Genomic DNA, 16,624 nt, shown 5'->3' with positions numbered 1-16,624 from the left:
AAAGCAAAAAACAGGACAGCATCATATTAGATGCTGTCCGGGTTTCTATTTGGCCTTTTCCAAATCCATTTTGTTATTTTTCAGGAACATATAGAACGATGCACCGAAGATAATGAAATAGCCGAGAACACTGAGCATCGTTGGAATTTGACCGAACAACACAATGCTTAGCAGGGCCGAATAAACAACGGTTGAATAGAAGAAAATCGATATTTCATTGGCAGGCGCAAATTTATATGCAAGCGTGATCCCAAATTGACCCGCAGTTGCACAAACTCCGGCCAAAATCAGGTAAATCCACTGTGTTAAACTCATCGGTTCGTAGGCAAAAATCGTAAATGGCAACAGCACAACCGTTGCGAAAAAGGAAAAATAAAAGACAACGGTATAATATTTTTCTTTATTTCCCAAAACCCTTAGAAATGTATACGCACCAGCTGCAAACACTGCCCCAAAAACACCAACAATATAAGGGAAAAGATCCACGGAAAATTCAGGTTGTATAATAAATAACGCACCAACAAACGCCACGATAACAGCGATAACCTGAAACCTGCGAGCCGTTTCTTTCAGGAAAATTGCTGAGAATATAATTAGAATGAACGGACTGAGTTTGTTCAGCATCTCAGCATCGGATAATACGAGACGGTCAATCGCATAAAAATTCAGCACAATGCCAACCGTTCCTAGTGCAGAGCGGGCCAGCAGAAGTTTCTGATTCCCTTTTTTTCCGAACAATCTTTCTTTATGATGCAATACAAAACCAACTGTAATAACAGCTGCTACAATATTTCGGAAAAATGCTTTCTGTGCTGTCGGCAAATCACCTGAAAGCTTTACAAACGCACCCATGAGTGAAAAGCCCAGCGCAGATACCAATAATAATATAATGCCTTTATTTCGATCAGACATCAACGCTTCCTCCAATTGCTAAATCCTAACGTAATCACCTAAACCATGCTAATACAAAGCCGTAGAATTGGAAAGAAATTTGTTTAGGAGGAAGAAATCTTACTTTCATTTCACTTTGCCTACGCCAAGTGCCAAATGTTCCCACAGGATGTCTTCTACCAAATCTCCCTGTTCTTCTTTACAGTCAATAATTAAAATCATCTCTGATTTCTTTCCTTTTAGCAGCCTTTTTCGCTTTTAATAACCTTTTCCGTAAAAAGTCTGATTGCAAATCCCAAAGCGAACCCGAACGCTCCAAAGATCAGTCCCCACCAAATCGGTCCCCAGGCTAACTCAAAACCGATGCTCGTTCCAACAACGGAAAACGCTGTGGCAAGTGCCGCCCCGATATCAATGAGTGATGTGCCGTCAGATGTATGGTTACTGTCGAACAATCTTCGCTCTTCAATTCGGTTATCAAGCGGGATTGCATAAATGCTTTCCCGTGTAATCCCCCTTTTTTCCAGCGTTGAAATAGCCATCTCCAAATAAATACTATGATTAAAAGTGGAAAAAACTTGCATACTTATCACTTCACCTTTAGCTCGTTGGAAATTTGAAACCCGGGTTCCTGATAATTATCTTTCAGAAACCTTCTTTGCTCCCTTTCAAAAAGCTTGTTATTTTCGACGGTATTCATATACGCATCAAAAGCGGCAAATCCGTAAGAAGAAGGCAGCATTAGCAGCCATTCCGGATTCAAAACAGACGTTGCACGCTGAACCTCACCCACAAATAAATACGTAATGGCTTCTACACTATGTGATAAATAAAAAAAGAGAACAGTCCAGAAAATAACAAAGAAAGCTGTAAGGATCCGATGAATATAAAGCTGGCCGAGACCTGGAACAGCAAGTGACCAAAACACAGCCATAATAGGATCTCTTTTATCCAGATAGTTGATTTCCAATGCACCAAGACTAAATGAATTAAAGCGATGTTCTTCATGTGCTGCCAATACATAAACCTTATTCATATCTACTGTTGTTCGATGACTGTCCCAAATTCCAAAGATATAAACCGGTAAATTAACCAGCAGCCACCTGGTGTCCACAACGTTTACTGCCATGTCAAAATCACCTTGAAATGAATAGATAATCGCAAAGTTCACATTTGCCTGCACATTAACAATCACTTCCCAGATAAACAAGACATATCCGCGCAGGTACTTTGATAAAAGCAGATGCCCGAATCCCGGATAAGCGGCACTCCACCAGGCAATGATGGAAGGACTTCTTAAATGAATCTGTGTAGTCCCCATAATGCTCACATGCGCCGGATACCGCCTGGCAGTATTGTCAGATACATAGTTGTTCATGTTAACCCCCCAAAAAAATCGCAGTATCCTTTAGAATCCCCATAAATGGCTTGCTTATCCCGTTGGACAACAGGAAAAATCACATACCGTGTATATATCTTTAAGGACAATGAATAATAAGCTTAGCAGCTGACCGGGAAGGATGAATAATCTAATGAATCATGGAAGCAAACTGCTCGAAACGCAGGAAAAATACGGACGCTTAATTCAACAGCACTACTTTGAAGATGTGCTCTTTTCCTTCCAGTGGTGGTTTTTGTTGATTATTTTTATTTTGGTTTGGGCAGTCTGGATGATTGTTTCTGATAAAAGAAGACTGAATACCATCCTGCTTGCTGGTTTTTTTCCGACTGTGATGGCAACCATTATGGACGAAATAGGTCTTTTATTACATTTATGGTCATATTCCTATCACCTGCTGCCTTTTACCGTTGAATCCTATTCTATAAATTTCAGTATCATACCGGTAGGATACATGCTCTTGTATCAATATGCCCGCAAATGGAAAACCTTTTTAATTATACTTGCCGTGTTAACAGCGTTTGCTGTAATAGTTGCGGAACCTGTTTTTGAGTTTTTGGGAATTTATAACTTGCATACATGGAAGCATGTGTACTCCGCTCCGATTTACTTCCTGATGGCAGTTATTACAAAGTGGCTGGTAGATAAGCTTGCAGGAAAAGAGAATAATACATAAAAACAGGAGTGGCACATGTTGATGCCGCTCCTGTTTTTACTCATTTTCAAATTTTATTGCAAATGTTCCGGTGGTGAATTTTTGTGACCATTTTCCACTTCCGAAAAAATATTATTTCCGTTTAGCTGCTTCTGAAGTTCATTCATTTGACGATTCAATTGTTCGATCTGTGATTCCGTTGATTTATTAATCGATTGCTCCAATTGCTTAAAGTCCTTTTTTGTAACCGGCTGTGCATCCTGCTTTAATGTAAAGCCTAATTTTCCATTGGGCTCCAATGTTGCCCACTCAACATCCTTAATGTTTGTGATATTTTTCTGCCGTAAATTCATTTCAAGCTGATCCACGGTCATTCTTAACTTTGCCAGGTTTTTTTCATTCAACGTTCCATTCTCAATCAATACTTTTGACTTACCCGTAATAATCTTTTCTATCCCGTCAAATTTAAGCTGCCCATACTCCATTGCAAGTAATGTTACAACTAGTACTGCGCCTGTTGCGAACGCGATCCAAATGTTTTGAGTGGTAACGGGTTGAACAATCAGCGTTCCAATCGAGACCATAAGGACCGTTTCAGCTAACGTCATTTGTGACACGGTCTTTCTGCCGGCAACCCTCAAAAGAAGCGTTCCAACAAAGACAATCAAAATTCCTTTCCAGATCCAATTTATTTCCATCTGCTCGTCACCCCGTTGCTTTCAGTTTCAGCATTTTTATCGTTTACTTCAACAAAAAAATTATACGGAACGAGCGATTGCCTGATTCCTGATCCATAAAACTATTGTCGGAATATAAAAAAGCACCAAAACGTTAGACAATTAACGCTTTGGCACCTTTGCAGTGATTCCGATTGGGCTCGAACCAACGACCTCATGCCTGTCAAGCATGCGCTCTCCCAGCTGAGCTACGGAATCATATAATTTTTTCAGGAACAATAAATAGTATAATCGACAAGCTCAGATGGCGTCAAGCATTTTTTGGAATGCCTGGCACCACCTAAAATTTTGTCGAATTATCTTTAGCTTACTTTACTATTTTCAGCAGCTCATATTTATAGCTCAGGTAGCGATAGTTCTGCTTCTGATACATTTCACGCGGCGTATCCTCGCCGTCAGCAATCAGTAAAATGGCGGAATCATGATAACGATCCATGGCATAGCGCTGCAACTGTGATCCTATACCCTTCCGCTGAAACTCACTGCGTACTTCAAGATTTTCAATTTCCACTGCTTTTTCCCCAACGTAAATATCCATCGTACCGGCCGGGTCACCATGATAATACGCAATGACCTGCACATACTGATTCGCCTCAAACTGATGCTTATTCAATCCCACTTTTTGTTTGGCAAAGGTCTCGCCGAATTCCATGTCAGCCTCGTATTGAAGCTTCAAATAATCATCGAGTGTAATATCGGTCACTTCTTCAATCGTAATGTCCGTATTTATTATATGTGGAAAATCAAGCGGATTGATCACATACAATTCCATGAAACCAATATCATAGTTTTGATGGCTTATGTATTCCAGCAGATCACCAGCCGGTTTCTGATTATCTGCAAAGTAGAAGCGAAGATGGTGCTGGTCATGCTGCTGATGAAACGCTGTTAAATATTGTTCTGCTTGCTGAAAATCCGCCAGAGTTGGCATCCGCCTGAATTCGATAAAACTGCTATCATACCTGATCGGCATTTCCGGATAATGGTACTGATCATATAGTTCATTTCCTTCTATCAAATGACCGATTGTGTTTGTATGCTTAAAAGTAAACTGCTCCATATTTATTCCCCCACCCTGTTTCTCCGTTTTTAATTTTAATATATAGGTTCAGTCGCCCAATTTCAATCAGAACCGTATAAAACCACTTAATATTCAACAAAATTCGGGCAGCACAAGCACTCGTCGAATTTATTTCTGAACCCGAAATAAATGCTTGGCTAATTGGGAGATTTAGCTTTATACTAAAAAGACAATTGTCAATTTTTACACCAAGGGAGGGCAGTGTGTTGAGGAATGTTTTATCTTTCTTAAAGCCGTATAAACTTCCGGTTGCAGTTGCATACAGCTTGATGCTTATTGAGCTGCTGGTGGAACTGTTGCTTCCATTTTTTCTCGGGAAGATGATTAACCAGGGAGTTTTAAATAAAGATCTCGATAATATTATCATGTGGGGTTCTGTCATGATTGCGATGGCGCTTACGGCGTTCATCGCCGGAATTATCAACTCTTTTTTTGCCGCACATACAACATTTGGTTTTTCCTATGATTTGCGGGAAAAGCTGTTTGAAAAAATACAGGGCTTTTCGTTTGCGGATTTAAACCTGTACCCTGCGTCAGGACTTGTCACCCGGTTTTCCAATGATATCCGGCAGCTGCAAAACCTGATTTTCATGGGGCTGCGCATCATGATGAAAGCACCGCTCCTGATTATTGGCGGGGTGATTATGGCATTCATCGTGGATTACCAGCTAGCCCTTATTTTTCTTGTTACCGTTCCACTGCTGGTCGGATTTTTGCTATGGGTACTGAAGATGGCAAGCCGGATGTTTAACAACGTGCAGCGCAATGTCGACAATGTGAACCAGGTCATGCAGGAAAACCTTGCCGGAATGCGGCTGATAAAAGCGTTCGTGCGCCGGAATCACGAATCCGCCCGATTTTCTGATGCAAACGAACAGCTTGCAGCTATTACCCGCAAGACATTCCGATTCATTGAAACGTCGATGCCGATTCTGTTATTTGTAATGAATCTGAGTCTCATTTTTATCCTTTGGTACGGTAACAGCCTGGCTGTTGCCGAGGAAACATCTGTCGGAAATGTAGTGGCAATCGTCAACTATGCACTGCGTGTTTCGATGGCCATTTCGATGCTGACATTCATCATCCTGGCATTTTCCAGGGCACGGGCATCTGCTGGACGGCTCAATGAAGTGCTACAAGTCAAAAGTGACCTTGTTGATTTTTCAATAAGCAGTGCCGATTCACCAAAAATTAACGGAAAAATCGCTTTTTCCCATGTCGGTTTTTCCTATCCGAAGTCAAACGAAAAAGCACTCCAGGACATTAATTTTACAGTTTCTGCCGGGGAGAACCTGGCCATCATCGGTGCAACCGGGTCTGGTAAAACATCCCTTTTTCAGTTGATACCAAGACTTTACGATCCGCGACAAGGGAAAATATTTTTTGATGATAAGCCGATTACATCATTTCATTTGAACGTATTGCGGCAAAATATTGGTTATGTGCCGCAGACCCCGCTTTTATTCGGGGGTTCCGTCTATGACAATATTGCTTGGGGAAAAAATAATGCCACACAGGATGATGTCATCCAGGCAGCCAAAGATGCGCAAATCCATGAAACCATTTTGGAACTGGAAGAAGGCTACAATACGAAGATTGGCCAAAAGGGTGTCAATTTATCCGGCGGCCAGAAACAGCGCCTCTCAATTGCACGCGCATTGATCCGCCACCCAAAGATACTTATGCTTGATGACAGTACAAGTGCACTTGATCTGGCTACTGAGGGACAGCTGCTTGAGGCGATTCAAACGTACGAATGCACGACACTGATTATCACACAAAAAATTTCCACTGCAATCAATGCGGACCGTATTTTGCTGCTCGATGACGGCGAAATGCTTGCGATTGGATCGCATGAGGAACTGCTGAAGGAATGCGCACTTTACACCAGAATTGTAGCATCGCAATTCGGAAAGGAGTACGCTAATGCCAATTCGTGAACTGAAACGTCCATTTACCCATAAACGCATACCGATTGATTCAATCAAAATTGATAAATCGGACCGGGCAAACAATACATCTGCTACGATCAAACGGATCTGGAACTATCTCGCCCGTGAAAAAATGATGCTGACATTGGTCATTTTAGCAGTTGTGGTCAGCTCTGCGATGAGTCTCGCCGGCCCGTTTATGGTCGGCATGGCAGTCGATGATTATATTGTAACGAAAGATCCATCCGGGCTTGGCATGCTGCTGATCTGGCTGGTGTTCATTTACGTTTTTCATTCCGTTTCGATTTTTTTGCAAAACTACTGGATGGTTGGGATTGCACAAAAAACGGTGTACACCCTGAGAGAACAGCTGTTTAATCAGTTCCACCGGCTTCCAATTTCTTTTTTTGACAAACGGCAGCATGGTGAGCTGATGAGCCGGGTAACCAACGATATCGACAACGTAAACAATACGCTCAACCAGTCAGTCATTCAGATTTTTGCCAGTATCCTGACACTGATTGGGACCGTATCCGTCATGCTTTACCTGAGCCCGCTCCTTACCGTGGTGACCATGACTATCATTCCGGTGATGTTCTTTGCAATGAAATGGATCACCAAACGGACCGGACCATTGTATAAATTGCGGCAGCGCCACCTTGGCGACATGAGCGGTTATGTGGAGGAAATTGTGTCAGGGCAGCATATTGTCAAAACATTTTCCCAGGAAAAGCGGGTGATTGGTGAGTTCCGGGAAAAAAATGCGAGCTTGCGGGAATCCGGATTCTGGGCATTAAATGTTGCCGGGTTTATCCCGAAAGTCATGAACATGCTGAACTTTTTAAGCTTTGCCCTGATCGCACTTGCCGGTGGTATACTTGCCATTAACGGACACATCACAGTTGGTGTAATCGTAATATTCACCGAGTTCGCCCGACAGTTCACCAGACCGCTGAATGAACTGTCCAATCAGTTCAATATCCTGCTCTCAGCAGTGGCCGGCGCAGAGCGCGTTTTTAACATCATTGATGAAGAGCAGGAAGAGCGTGATGAAGTTTCAGCACAGGAAATCAAGCAGACAGACGGCCGATTGGAGTTCCGTAGTGTTACTTTCGCCTATGAAAAAACACCAATTCTGAAGGGGATCAGTTTTGAAGCCAGGCCGGGACAGACGGTTGCGTTTGTCGGGCACACAGGGGCAGGTAAAACAACCATTATCAACCTGATTTCCCGATTTTACAACTATGATTCAGGGGAAATATTACTTGATGGGACGGACATCAAAAACATCAAACGGTCCAGTCTCCGCAGCCTGATGGCATTCGTGCTCCAGGATACGTTTTTGTTTCACGGAACCATCCTGGAAAATATCCGTTACGGTCGTTTGAATGCTGCGGATGATGAAGTCGAGGAGGCTGCCAAAAATGCCAATGCTCATGATTTCATTGAACGACTGCCGAATGGCTATCAAACGGTGTTGGATCAAGACGGGAGCGGCATCAGTCAGGGACAGAAACAGCTGATTACGATTGCCCGGGCGATTTTGGCAGATCCGGCAATCCTGGTTTTAGATGAGGCAACGAGTAACATTGATACGGTTACCGAGCTGAAGATCCAGGATGCACTGGAACACCTCATGCAAGGTCGAACCAGTTTTGTCATCGCGCACCGGCTGAATACGATTCAGGAAGCCGACAAAATCATCATGTTGGAACATGGGAACATTCTTGAACAAGGATCGCATGATGAACTGCTCAAACAGCGCGGACATTACTATGACCTGTACGAAGGCCAATTGCAGGAATCGGGATGATTCAGGGTGGCTTCGCATAAGGGGCATCCAAAACGTATGAACTTCGACTGAAACGTGCGAAACCAGATCCAAAACGTGCGAACTTCGGCCGAAAACGTGCGAAACCAGCTCTTTTAGCTTCACCACGCTTCTAAAGTCGTATAGAATAACCGACAAAAACATGATAAACTTTTAATAAGTCGATTTTCCAACGATCTTTTCAGGAATATACACAAAGAATAATGAGGTGTTTTTAATCGGACGCAAAGGAACTATGATCGATAAAGAAATTGACAGCAGCTATTTAAATGAAACCATGACACTAAAGCTTTACCAGCCGGAATCATTTTCACCGCTCTATAAATATCATATTTGCATCGTACATGATGGAAATGACTATTATCAGCTTGGCCGGCTTGCGACGTTAAGTGATAAATTGCATGGCAGCGGAGAAATTGCCAATACCGTGTTTGTCGGCATCCATTACAAAGATAAATTTGACCGTCGGAAAAAATATCATCCAAACGGTGAACAAAATCAGGATTATATCCGATTTTTGGTTCATGAGGCCGTCCCCTTCCTCGATGATTTGCTGCCAACTTATCATATGGGACAATCCCGAACACTCATGGGCGATTCACTTGCTGGAACACTTGCTCTCATGACCGCAATAAAGTATCCGAATACATTCAGCAATGTGATTATGCAGTCGCCATATGTCGATGAAACCGTCATTGAATCCGTTAAGCAAGGAAAACGTATGGATTCCATTGATATTTACCACACGATTGGTACAGCTGAAACCGCTGTCGAAACTACCGACGGCAAAACACTTGATTTTGTCGGACCCAATCGCAAGCTTGCTAACGCTCTGACCTACTCTGGTGCCAGCTGTCACTACCATGAACTCGAAAGCGGAGAGCACACATGGAAGTATTGGCAAAAAGATTTAAATCGTGCGTTAATGACGATGTTTGATAAATAGTTCGTAATTTTTGAATTTTTACTTCCTTTTTTGTATATTTTTTTGTTATAATTAAAGTTAGACTAAAATACAGTAAAAAACTAAATCAGAATAAAATAGGAGGTTTATTAATATGAAATACGGTATAGTCGTATTCCCATCAAAACCTGTTCAAGACGAAATTAATTCATACAGAAAGCGTTACGATCCGCATTATTCGACGATTCCGCCACATTTGACACTTAAAGAAGCATTCGAAGCGGATGATAATACGATCGAAGAACTGATTATTGAATTGAAACGGATTGCCAACAGCACTGATTCATTTAAGCTGGAAGTCAATAAGGTCAGCACGTTTGCGCCTGTAACCAACACCATTTATTTAAAAGTGGAACCGGTTCAGGAATTGGTTGATTTGTTCAATAAAATGCAAACGGGTAAATTCCCGGAAAATATGGAATATAACTTTGTACCGCATATCACCATTGCCCAGAAGCTTTCACATGATGAATATTCAGATGTGTATGGCAGCCTGAACATGAAAGATATTCAGCTGGAAGACACTATTGACCGTTTTCATCTGCTGTATCAGCTTGAAAATGGAACGTGGACTGTTTATGAATCATTTGTTTTCGGAAAAGAAAGCCTATGATAATAAAAACAACCGACTCAGACACGGAAAAAGAGCTGGCATTCGATGTCCGCACAAAAGTATTCGTCGATGAGCAGAACGTCCCTCCTGAAGAGGAACTGGACGAGTTTGACCAAGATAGAGAGACGGTTCATTTTACCGGTTATGAAAATGATGAGCTGATTGCAGCCAGCCGTCTCCGTTTCGTCGACAGCTACGGAAAATTGGAACGCATCTGTGTGTTGAAGGGTCACCGAGGCAATGCGCATGGTACACAATTGATTTTGGCAATGGAAAACAGGATTCAACAGCAAAACCTCACAAAGGCAAAACTGAATTCCCAAACACATGCAGTGGACTTTTACAAACGCCTTGGATATGAGGTCGTTTCGGGTGAGTTTATGGATGCTGGCATCCCGCATGTAACGATGGTAAAACAACTCACGTAAAGAAGAGGCTCGGATGAGATTCCGGCTTCTTTTTTGTGCTGATTAAAATAAAGTTTTTTAGTACTGTTCAATCCCGTTTTGATACTGAACCCTCCGTTTTGATACAGCTCTCCCCGTTTATAAACGCCCTTTCCAACAGGAACAGATCATTATCCAAGTAAAAAATTTTTCTGTCCGTTTCCATCATGTATGGATTATTTTATTCTGGAAAGCCTAACAGATAGTGTATCTGGAGGGTTTGCGATGGAAAACTTTATGCCAATTCTGGTTGATACGTTGTTTGGGTTTGCAGCGTTATTTGTATTAACCAAGGTGTTGGGGAAAACACAGATTATTCAGCTGACAGCATTTGATTTTATTGCAGCTCTTGTCCTTGGTGAACTTGTTGGAAATGCTATTTTTGACAAGAAAATCGGAATCATGCACATTGCATTTGCAGTGCTGGTAGCGGGAATTCTTTTATACGTTACTGAATTCATAACACAACGTTACAAAGCATCACGTTCTCTGCTCGAAGGAAAACCTTCCATTATCATTCATAAAGGAAAATTGATTAGAGAGGAAATGAAGAAAAATAAACTGGATATTAATCAACTCCAGCATTTGCTGCGGGCAAAAGATGCATTTTCGATACAGGAAGTCCAATATGCCATTTTGGAAACAGACGGGACCGTTTCCGTCCTGAAAAAATCCGCACATCAAACACCAACAAACAATGATCTGAATGTGCGTCCGGAATCGGTCATGCTGCCAATGATGATTATTAATGATGGTGAAGTTTTATGGGATAATCTTGCTGAGGCAAAATTAACAAAGGAATGGCTGCAACAGCAATTAAAACGGCAGGAAATTGATTCTGTCAAAGAAGTATTTTTTGCCGAATGGATTGAGGGACAGCAAAATTTATTTATCATACCATTTAAGAATAAAGATAAACAATAGGTTCTGGAGCTACTCCAGAGCCTTTTTTTGAGTTTAAACCAAGTTTTCTAACAGTCTCTGGACAGTGAAACTTTATGCAGAAATTTACCATTCAATTAAGTGAACACTGACAAGCGCCCACACCATATGCCCTAATACACATACCCTATTAAAGACAATAAGTCAATAAACATTCGAAAGGAGTAATAATTTATGGGTTGTGGAAAAGATTTTGATACAGGGAACTGTGTTTGCGATATCCTAAAAGAAATAGTCGATGCCCAGAATGATGTAGTTGAAAATTGCTGTGACACCAGCTGTGAGCGCTCCATCAGCGACTTACTCGGCGAAACAGATAACGGCAATGGTCTGGATACAGTACCATTAATCCTGTACTGCAAAGAAGGATGCAAACCATTTAAAGGATATGGTGCATGCCCCATTGATAATAATGGCGGCGGACATGTGGAAGCAAGCTACTTCTTCCGTGTAAAAAAGGTAATGGACGATTGCTGCGCTGTTGTCGAATTGTTGAGAGATGATGAAGCTGAAGGGGATCCGCATGGTCCTTTCTGCAGCGATGTAGCAGATTTGAGTGCAACTGGTATCTGCATGACGGTAGACCTGAATTGCTTCTGCCATGTAACATGCCTGCCAGCAATTTCAGCATTTTAATTGAAAAATCAGGAGCCCCCGTCTTACTGGGGGCTTTTTTTTGCTTAAACCGATTATTTCGTTCTTCTCCCGTTAAATTCATTCTTCTCCCGTTAAATCCGTTCTGCCCTATTCCATTAAAAAAGGAATCGACTTCCAAAGAAGCCATTCCTTTTCCAAACATTTATTAAAACCCGATAAGTCCGATTTCCAAAATATCATCAAATGGAATTTTTGTTGCTGATCTTCTTCTGCCGACTTGCATATAAACTTCCTCTTCCTGAAAATCAACGATCTTGCCGCGATATTTACGTTCCTCTGTTTTTATTTCACAACGCATTGTTGGTACATGCTTCGGAGTGTTCAAAAAGTAATCCACACGCTCATCTAATGTCATATCCTTAAATTTTTTTCGATCACCATCGCCGGCATGATCATCCGCAACCGTTTGTTCAAAATTATCGTCATCTGTAACAGTGTGATCTTTCGTTGCTTTTTTCCCCGCAGAATTACTGAAATAATCCCGCTTTACAGGACGGCGTGCCGGAGCTTTCTTCTTTGGTGCAGCATCTGCTTCACCATTTGACGATGCCTCCCCGGCATTTTTTTCCCCCGTTGCAGAAACTTCTCTCTTTTTAGGGGTCCGGTAGTTATCCTGCATCGGTGCTTCCGGTGTCCGTATAGTCGGCTGATGGATATAAAGCAATGGGCTTTTGGCGTACTTTTTCTGTCCCATCATAAATCGCTCCTTTGTATTCCAGTAGTCAGACCAGTATATGAACCCGGATTTTGAAATGTGCGTTTGACTAGATCAGAAAGCTCATGAATGCGGTCGCCATGCCAAAATAGATTAAAATTGAAATAATGTCATTAATTGTTGTGATAAATGGTCCGGAAGCAACAGCCGGATCGATGTGGAACTTATCCATGACCAGTGGTACCAGGGAGCCTGCCAACGTAGCTACAATCAGTGTGGCCATGATCGAGAGCCCAACCAGGATCCCAAGAAAAATTTCTCCCTTCCACAAGTAGATAACGCCTGTTATGACAATTCCACAGACTGTTCCCGTGATCAGACCGGTCAAACCTTCGCGCATGATTAACTTCCATTTCCCCTGCTTTCCGTATTCACCAGTTGCCAGTCCGCGTACAGCAACGGCCAATGCCTGTGTACCAGTATTGCCGGCCATCCCGGCGATAAGCGGGATAAAAATGGCCAGGACGGCAACTTTATTCAAAGTTTCCTCAAAACGCCCTATCAGGCTGGCAGTCAGCATACCGAGAAATAACAAAATGATCAACCATGGCAGGCGTTTTTTTGCCGAAATAAGTGCACTGTCATTCGTGCGGTCCACGTCAGACACCCCGGCTAGTTTGGAGTAGTCATCACTTGCCTCTTCATCCATAACATCGAGGATGTCATCAACGGTAATAATTCCGAGCAAATGATGCTGAAAATCCACTACCGGCAGGGCCAGAAAGTCATAGTCGCGCATCATTTGTGCGATGTCTTCCTGATCCTCGGCAACCGAAACAGACACGATTTTTTCACTCATGATTTCTTCAATCAGCACATCATCATTGGCAATTATCAAATCCCGCAACGACAATACCCCGACAAGGTGCTTATCCTCATCAAGCACATACAAATAATAAATGGTTTCCGCTTCAGGTGCCTCTTTTTTTAAAAGTTGCATCGTTTCTTTAACGGTTTGTGTTTGATAAATCGCCACAAACTCCGTAGTCATAATACTTCCAGCAGTTTTTTCCTCATAATGAAGCAGTTCCTTGATTTCATCGGAAGCTTCTTCATCCATAATAGTCAAAAAGCTGACCACTTTATCCTTTTCCATTTCATTTAAAATATCGACCGCATCATCAGTGGACATTTCAGCAAAAACCATTGCAGCATATCGTGGATCCATCTCGGTGAAATACGCTTCAATATCCTCCATTTCAATATTTTCCATAATGTCAGCTGTTTCTTCAGGTGACAAAAAATTATATATTTGTAAGCGGATCGACTCCGGCTGTTCAATAAAAAACATCGCCTGGTCATATGGATGCATTTCGAGAAAATCATCCCTGAATGCCTCAATTTTTTCTGAAGATAAGAACTGTTGCAGTTCATCCCATTGAAGCTGCACTCTATTGTCTTTTTCCACATGATCACTTCCTTACTGACTCATCTGAAAACATTATAGCACGGAAAAAAAATCATGACATCATGGTAACTTACATGAAATTTTCTGAGACAAAGACTTAAATTCTTGTTCATTTTCATGTAAACTTGCTAAAGAGGAAAAACTATCAGGATAAATACAGAAAGCAAGGTAAAACTATGAAAAATCGTTCTACTGTGAATATCGATTATACATTATTATTTATTATCATTTTATTGGGGATTGTCAGTGTCTTTACATTGCACACAATTGCCCCGACATTACCCGCCAAATATGACGGGTCCAATTTCATGCTCAAACAGGCCATGTGGTATATCGCCGGCGGGTTTGTCATACTGATTACCATGCTGATCGACTATGACCGATTTCGTCAGATTACCTGGATTGTATATGGATTCGGTGTCCTTTCACTGTTCATGCTGTACATTGGATTTCCGCCCGGGATTGTTCATGAGGCAAATGGTGCAGTCAGCTGGTTCAAGTTTCCATTGATTGGTACGATCCAGCCTGCGGAATTCATGAAGGTTATCCTGGTCATGACAATTGCGCATGTTCTGGTCAGCCACCATGATAAACATCCCGAGAAAACGCTGAAGTCCGACTTCTGGCTGTTAGGTAAAATTTTGGTGATTTCACTGCCGCCGATGGGCTTGGTTGCTGTACAACCGGATTTGGGAGGATTTCTTGTACTGGCATCCATTACAGGCAGCATGATTCTGATTTCCGGAATCAGGTGGCGGATATTGTTCTCCATTTTTTTCCTGGCAGTTCTGGTGATGGGATCATTGTTTGCCGCATGGTATTTTTTCTCGGGACCGATATCCGAATTTCTCGAGGAATCACTGTTTGGTCATGTTTCCAGCCGCTTATATGGATGGCTCAATCCGGAGAAGAACTATAATGCCGGTTACCAGCTTATTTACGCAATGCTGGCGATCGGATCTGGTCAGCTTTCCGGCAAAGGCATCGGTGCTATGGAGGTAAACGTTCCGGAACGCCATACGGATATGATTTTCACCGCCATCTCGGAACAGTTTGGCTTTATCGGGGCAAGCCTTGTTGTAACATTATTTTTCCTGTTGCTTTATCGGCTCATTCATATCGCTTTATTGAGTAATGATAAATATGGGAGTTATCTGGTCACAGGACTTGTTGGAATGTTTGCTTACCAGATTTTCCAGAATATCGGGATGTCGATTCAACTGCTGCCGATAACAGGGTTGCCGCTTCCATTCCTTAGTTATGGGGGAAGCTCAACGATTACCTACTTGCTCGCAATCGGAATCGCGCTCAATGTTCATTCCAGGACGAAAAAATATATGTTCGACGAGTCAAGGTGAGTGATATGATGAAATTGGATATTATCGGTGATGTGCATGGATGCATGAATGAGCTTCATCATCTTTTTATAACACTGGGTTACCATAAAAAGCACGGCATCTATGTCCATTCCGACAGCCGAATTCCTGTTTTCCTGGGCGATATCACAGATCGCGGTCCGGATTCCATCGAACTGATTAAGCTTGTATATGAGATGGTAATTGTCCATCGTCAGGCGAAATATATCCCAGGAAATCACTGCAATAAGCTATACCGTTATTTTCTAGGTAACAATGTACAGCAGCGCCATGGGCTGGAAACAACAGTAGCGGAATACAAGGCACTGTCTCCATCAGAACAAACTGAAATCAGGAAGAAATTTATCAAGCTGTATGAAGATGCTCCCCTTTATTTAGTGCTTCCGAAAGCGGATTGTATTGTTGCCCATGCAGGAATAAAAGAATCGTATATTGGAAGAACAGATAAAGAAGTAAAAACCTTTGTGCTGTATGGGGATATTACCGGTAAATTTCACCAGGATGGACGTCCCGTAAGACGGGATTGGGCACAGCATTACAATGGTAAACGCTGGGTGGTTTATGGACACACTCCTGTAAAAGAACCCCGAATTGTCGGTAAAACAATCAACATTGACACAGGGTGTGTTTTCGGAAATGCGTTGACTGCCTTCCGCCTGCCTGAAGAACAGGTTGTATCCGTCCCTTCAGAGCAGCCGTTACAAGAAGAAAAGTTTCATTACTCATCTGAATAATTTGCAAATATGCTTTTCCTGAATTCGACATTGCATTCCCCTTTTCGCATGTTATAATGGTTACATTCTTTTCATTCGACAATATTTTGGCGAATGGCTTCAGTAGGAAAATATAATTTTCCATTTACCAACTAAATATACACTCATATAATCGCGGGGATACGGCCTGCAAGTTTCTACCGGTTTACCATAAATGAACCGACTATGGGTGGCAATGTACGGGAAAGCGGCATCGCTGGCATGC

At 42.1% G+C, this 16,624-nt stretch carries 16 protein-coding genes, 1 tRNA gene, 1 pseudogene and 1 riboswitch; of the genes and pseudogenes, 10 read left to right on the top strand and 8 right to left on the bottom strand.

The features are described 5' to 3' along the window. Nucleotides 1–45: 45 nt before the first annotated feature. The 3 genes and pseudogenes from ABD010_RS03535 to ABD010_RS03525 form a co-directional block, all read right to left on the bottom strand. Nucleotides 46–912, bottom strand: coding sequence for a DMT family transporter (locus ABD010_RS03535; RefSeq protein WP_343810355.1), 867 nt, complete (start codon nt 910–912; stop codon nt 46–48). 105 nt (nt 913–1,017) lie between these two features. Beyond that, nucleotides 1,018–1,475 (bottom strand): annotated as a pseudogene (locus ABD010_RS03530) (hypothetical protein). A 5-nt stretch (nt 1,476–1,480) separates the two neighbouring features. After that, a complete protein-coding gene (locus ABD010_RS03525) occupies nt 1,481–2,269 on the bottom strand; it encodes a hypothetical protein (protein WP_343810354.1) in 789 nt (262 codons plus the stop codon). A gap of 154 nt (nt 2,270–2,423) precedes the next feature. On the opposite strand from ABD010_RS03525, the gene ABD010_RS03520 reads away from it, so the two are divergent. Further along, entirely contained in the window at nt 2,424–2,966 is a 543-nt protein-coding gene (locus tag ABD010_RS03520; protein WP_343810352.1) for a CBO0543 family protein, read from the top strand. Between the two features lie 53 nt (nt 2,967–3,019). Here ABD010_RS03520 and ABD010_RS03515 read toward each other — a convergent pair whose 3' ends face one another. The 3 genes from ABD010_RS03515 to ABD010_RS03505 form a co-directional block, all read right to left on the bottom strand. Continuing rightward, complete coding sequence (locus ABD010_RS03515) at nt 3,020–3,643, bottom strand: DUF421 domain-containing protein (RefSeq protein ID WP_343810350.1); 624 nt, start codon at nt 3,641–3,643, stop codon at nt 3,020–3,022. A gap of 164 nt (nt 3,644–3,807) precedes the next feature. Beyond that, nucleotides 3,808–3,880: transfer RNA gene (locus tag ABD010_RS03510), tRNA-Val, on the bottom strand. A 109-nt stretch (nt 3,881–3,989) separates the two neighbouring features. Beyond that, nucleotides 3,990–4,742, bottom strand: coding sequence for a GNAT family N-acetyltransferase (locus ABD010_RS03505; RefSeq protein WP_343810347.1), 753 nt, complete (start codon nt 4,740–4,742; stop codon nt 3,990–3,992). Nucleotides 4,743–4,969: 227 nt separating this feature from the next. Between ABD010_RS03505 and ABD010_RS03500 the strand changes: the two genes are divergently transcribed. The 7 genes from ABD010_RS03500 (at nt 4,970) to ABD010_RS03470 (ending at nt 12,126) form a co-directional block, all read left to right on the top strand. Further along, entirely contained in the window at nt 4,970–6,703 is a 1,734-nt protein-coding gene (locus tag ABD010_RS03500) for an ABC transporter ATP-binding protein (protein ID WP_343810345.1), read from the top strand. Then, nucleotides 6,690–8,507 carry an ABC transporter ATP-binding protein gene (locus tag ABD010_RS03495; protein ID WP_343810343.1) on the top strand — a complete coding sequence of 606 codons (1,818 nt, stop codon included), beginning with the start codon at nt 6,690–6,692 and terminating at the stop codon, nt 8,505–8,507. Before ABD010_RS03500 ends, ABD010_RS03495 begins: the two co-directional genes overlap by 14 nt. A gap of 235 nt (nt 8,508–8,742) precedes the next feature. Next, nucleotides 8,743–9,471, top strand: a complete 729-nt coding sequence (locus ABD010_RS03490; RefSeq protein WP_343810458.1) for an alpha/beta hydrolase — start codon at nt 8,743–8,745, stop codon at nt 9,469–9,471. A 112-nt stretch (nt 9,472–9,583) separates the two neighbouring features. Beyond that, complete coding sequence (locus tag ABD010_RS03485; protein ID WP_343810341.1) at nt 9,584–10,102, top strand: YjcG family protein; 519 nt, start codon at nt 9,584–9,586, stop codon at nt 10,100–10,102. Next, nucleotides 10,099–10,530, top strand: coding sequence for a GNAT family N-acetyltransferase (locus tag ABD010_RS03480; RefSeq protein WP_343810338.1), 432 nt, complete (start codon nt 10,099–10,101; stop codon nt 10,528–10,530). Before ABD010_RS03485 ends, ABD010_RS03480 begins: the two co-directional genes overlap by 4 nt. A 243-nt stretch (nt 10,531–10,773) precedes the next feature. Further along, nucleotides 10,774–11,472, top strand: a complete 699-nt coding sequence (locus ABD010_RS03475) for a DUF421 domain-containing protein (protein ID WP_343810336.1) — start codon at nt 10,774–10,776, stop codon at nt 11,470–11,472. 192 nt (nt 11,473–11,664) lie between these two features. Then, nucleotides 11,665–12,126, top strand: a complete 462-nt coding sequence (locus tag ABD010_RS03470; protein WP_343810334.1) for a CotY/CotZ family spore coat protein — start codon at nt 11,665–11,667, stop codon at nt 12,124–12,126. Between the two features lie 166 nt (nt 12,127–12,292). Here the strand turns inward: ABD010_RS03470 and ABD010_RS03465 are convergent, their stop codons facing one another. Then, the gene (locus ABD010_RS03465) at nt 12,293–12,844 is read right to left on the bottom strand and encodes a CotO family spore coat protein (protein ID WP_343810332.1); all 552 of its coding nucleotides are present in this window, start codon (nt 12,842–12,844) and stop codon (nt 12,293–12,295) included. A gap of 67 nt (nt 12,845–12,911) precedes the next feature. Continuing rightward, on the bottom strand, nt 12,912–14,252 hold the full coding sequence (gene mgtE, locus ABD010_RS03460) for a magnesium transporter (protein WP_343810457.1): 1,341 nt from the start codon (nt 14,250–14,252) through the stop codon (nt 12,912–12,914). A 194-nt stretch (nt 14,253–14,446) separates the two neighbouring features. Here mgtE and ABD010_RS03455 point away from each other — a divergent pair, with 194 nt between their 5' ends. Together ABD010_RS03455 and prpE are read left to right on the top strand one after the other, a co-directional pair. After that, nucleotides 14,447–15,628, top strand: a complete 1,182-nt coding sequence (locus ABD010_RS03455) for an FtsW/RodA/SpoVE family cell cycle protein (protein ID WP_343810330.1) — start codon at nt 14,447–14,449, stop codon at nt 15,626–15,628. Nucleotides 15,629–15,636: 8 nt separating this feature from the next. After that, on the top strand, nt 15,637–16,380 hold the full coding sequence (gene prpE, locus ABD010_RS03450) for a bis(5'-nucleosyl)-tetraphosphatase PrpE (RefSeq protein WP_343810456.1): 744 nt from the start codon (nt 15,637–15,639) through the stop codon (nt 16,378–16,380). Nucleotides 16,381–16,503: 123 nt separating this feature from the next. Continuing rightward, nucleotides 16,504–16,605: riboswitch (purine riboswitch) on the top strand. Nucleotides 16,606–16,624 lie beyond the last annotated feature (19 nt).

Source organism: Virgibacillus siamensis (assembly GCF_039522605.1).
Taxonomy (GTDB): domain Bacteria; phylum Bacillota; class Bacilli; order Bacillales; family Amphibacillaceae; genus Lentibacillus; species Lentibacillus siamensis.
This window is presented reverse-complemented; position numbering and strand designations above follow the sequence as displayed.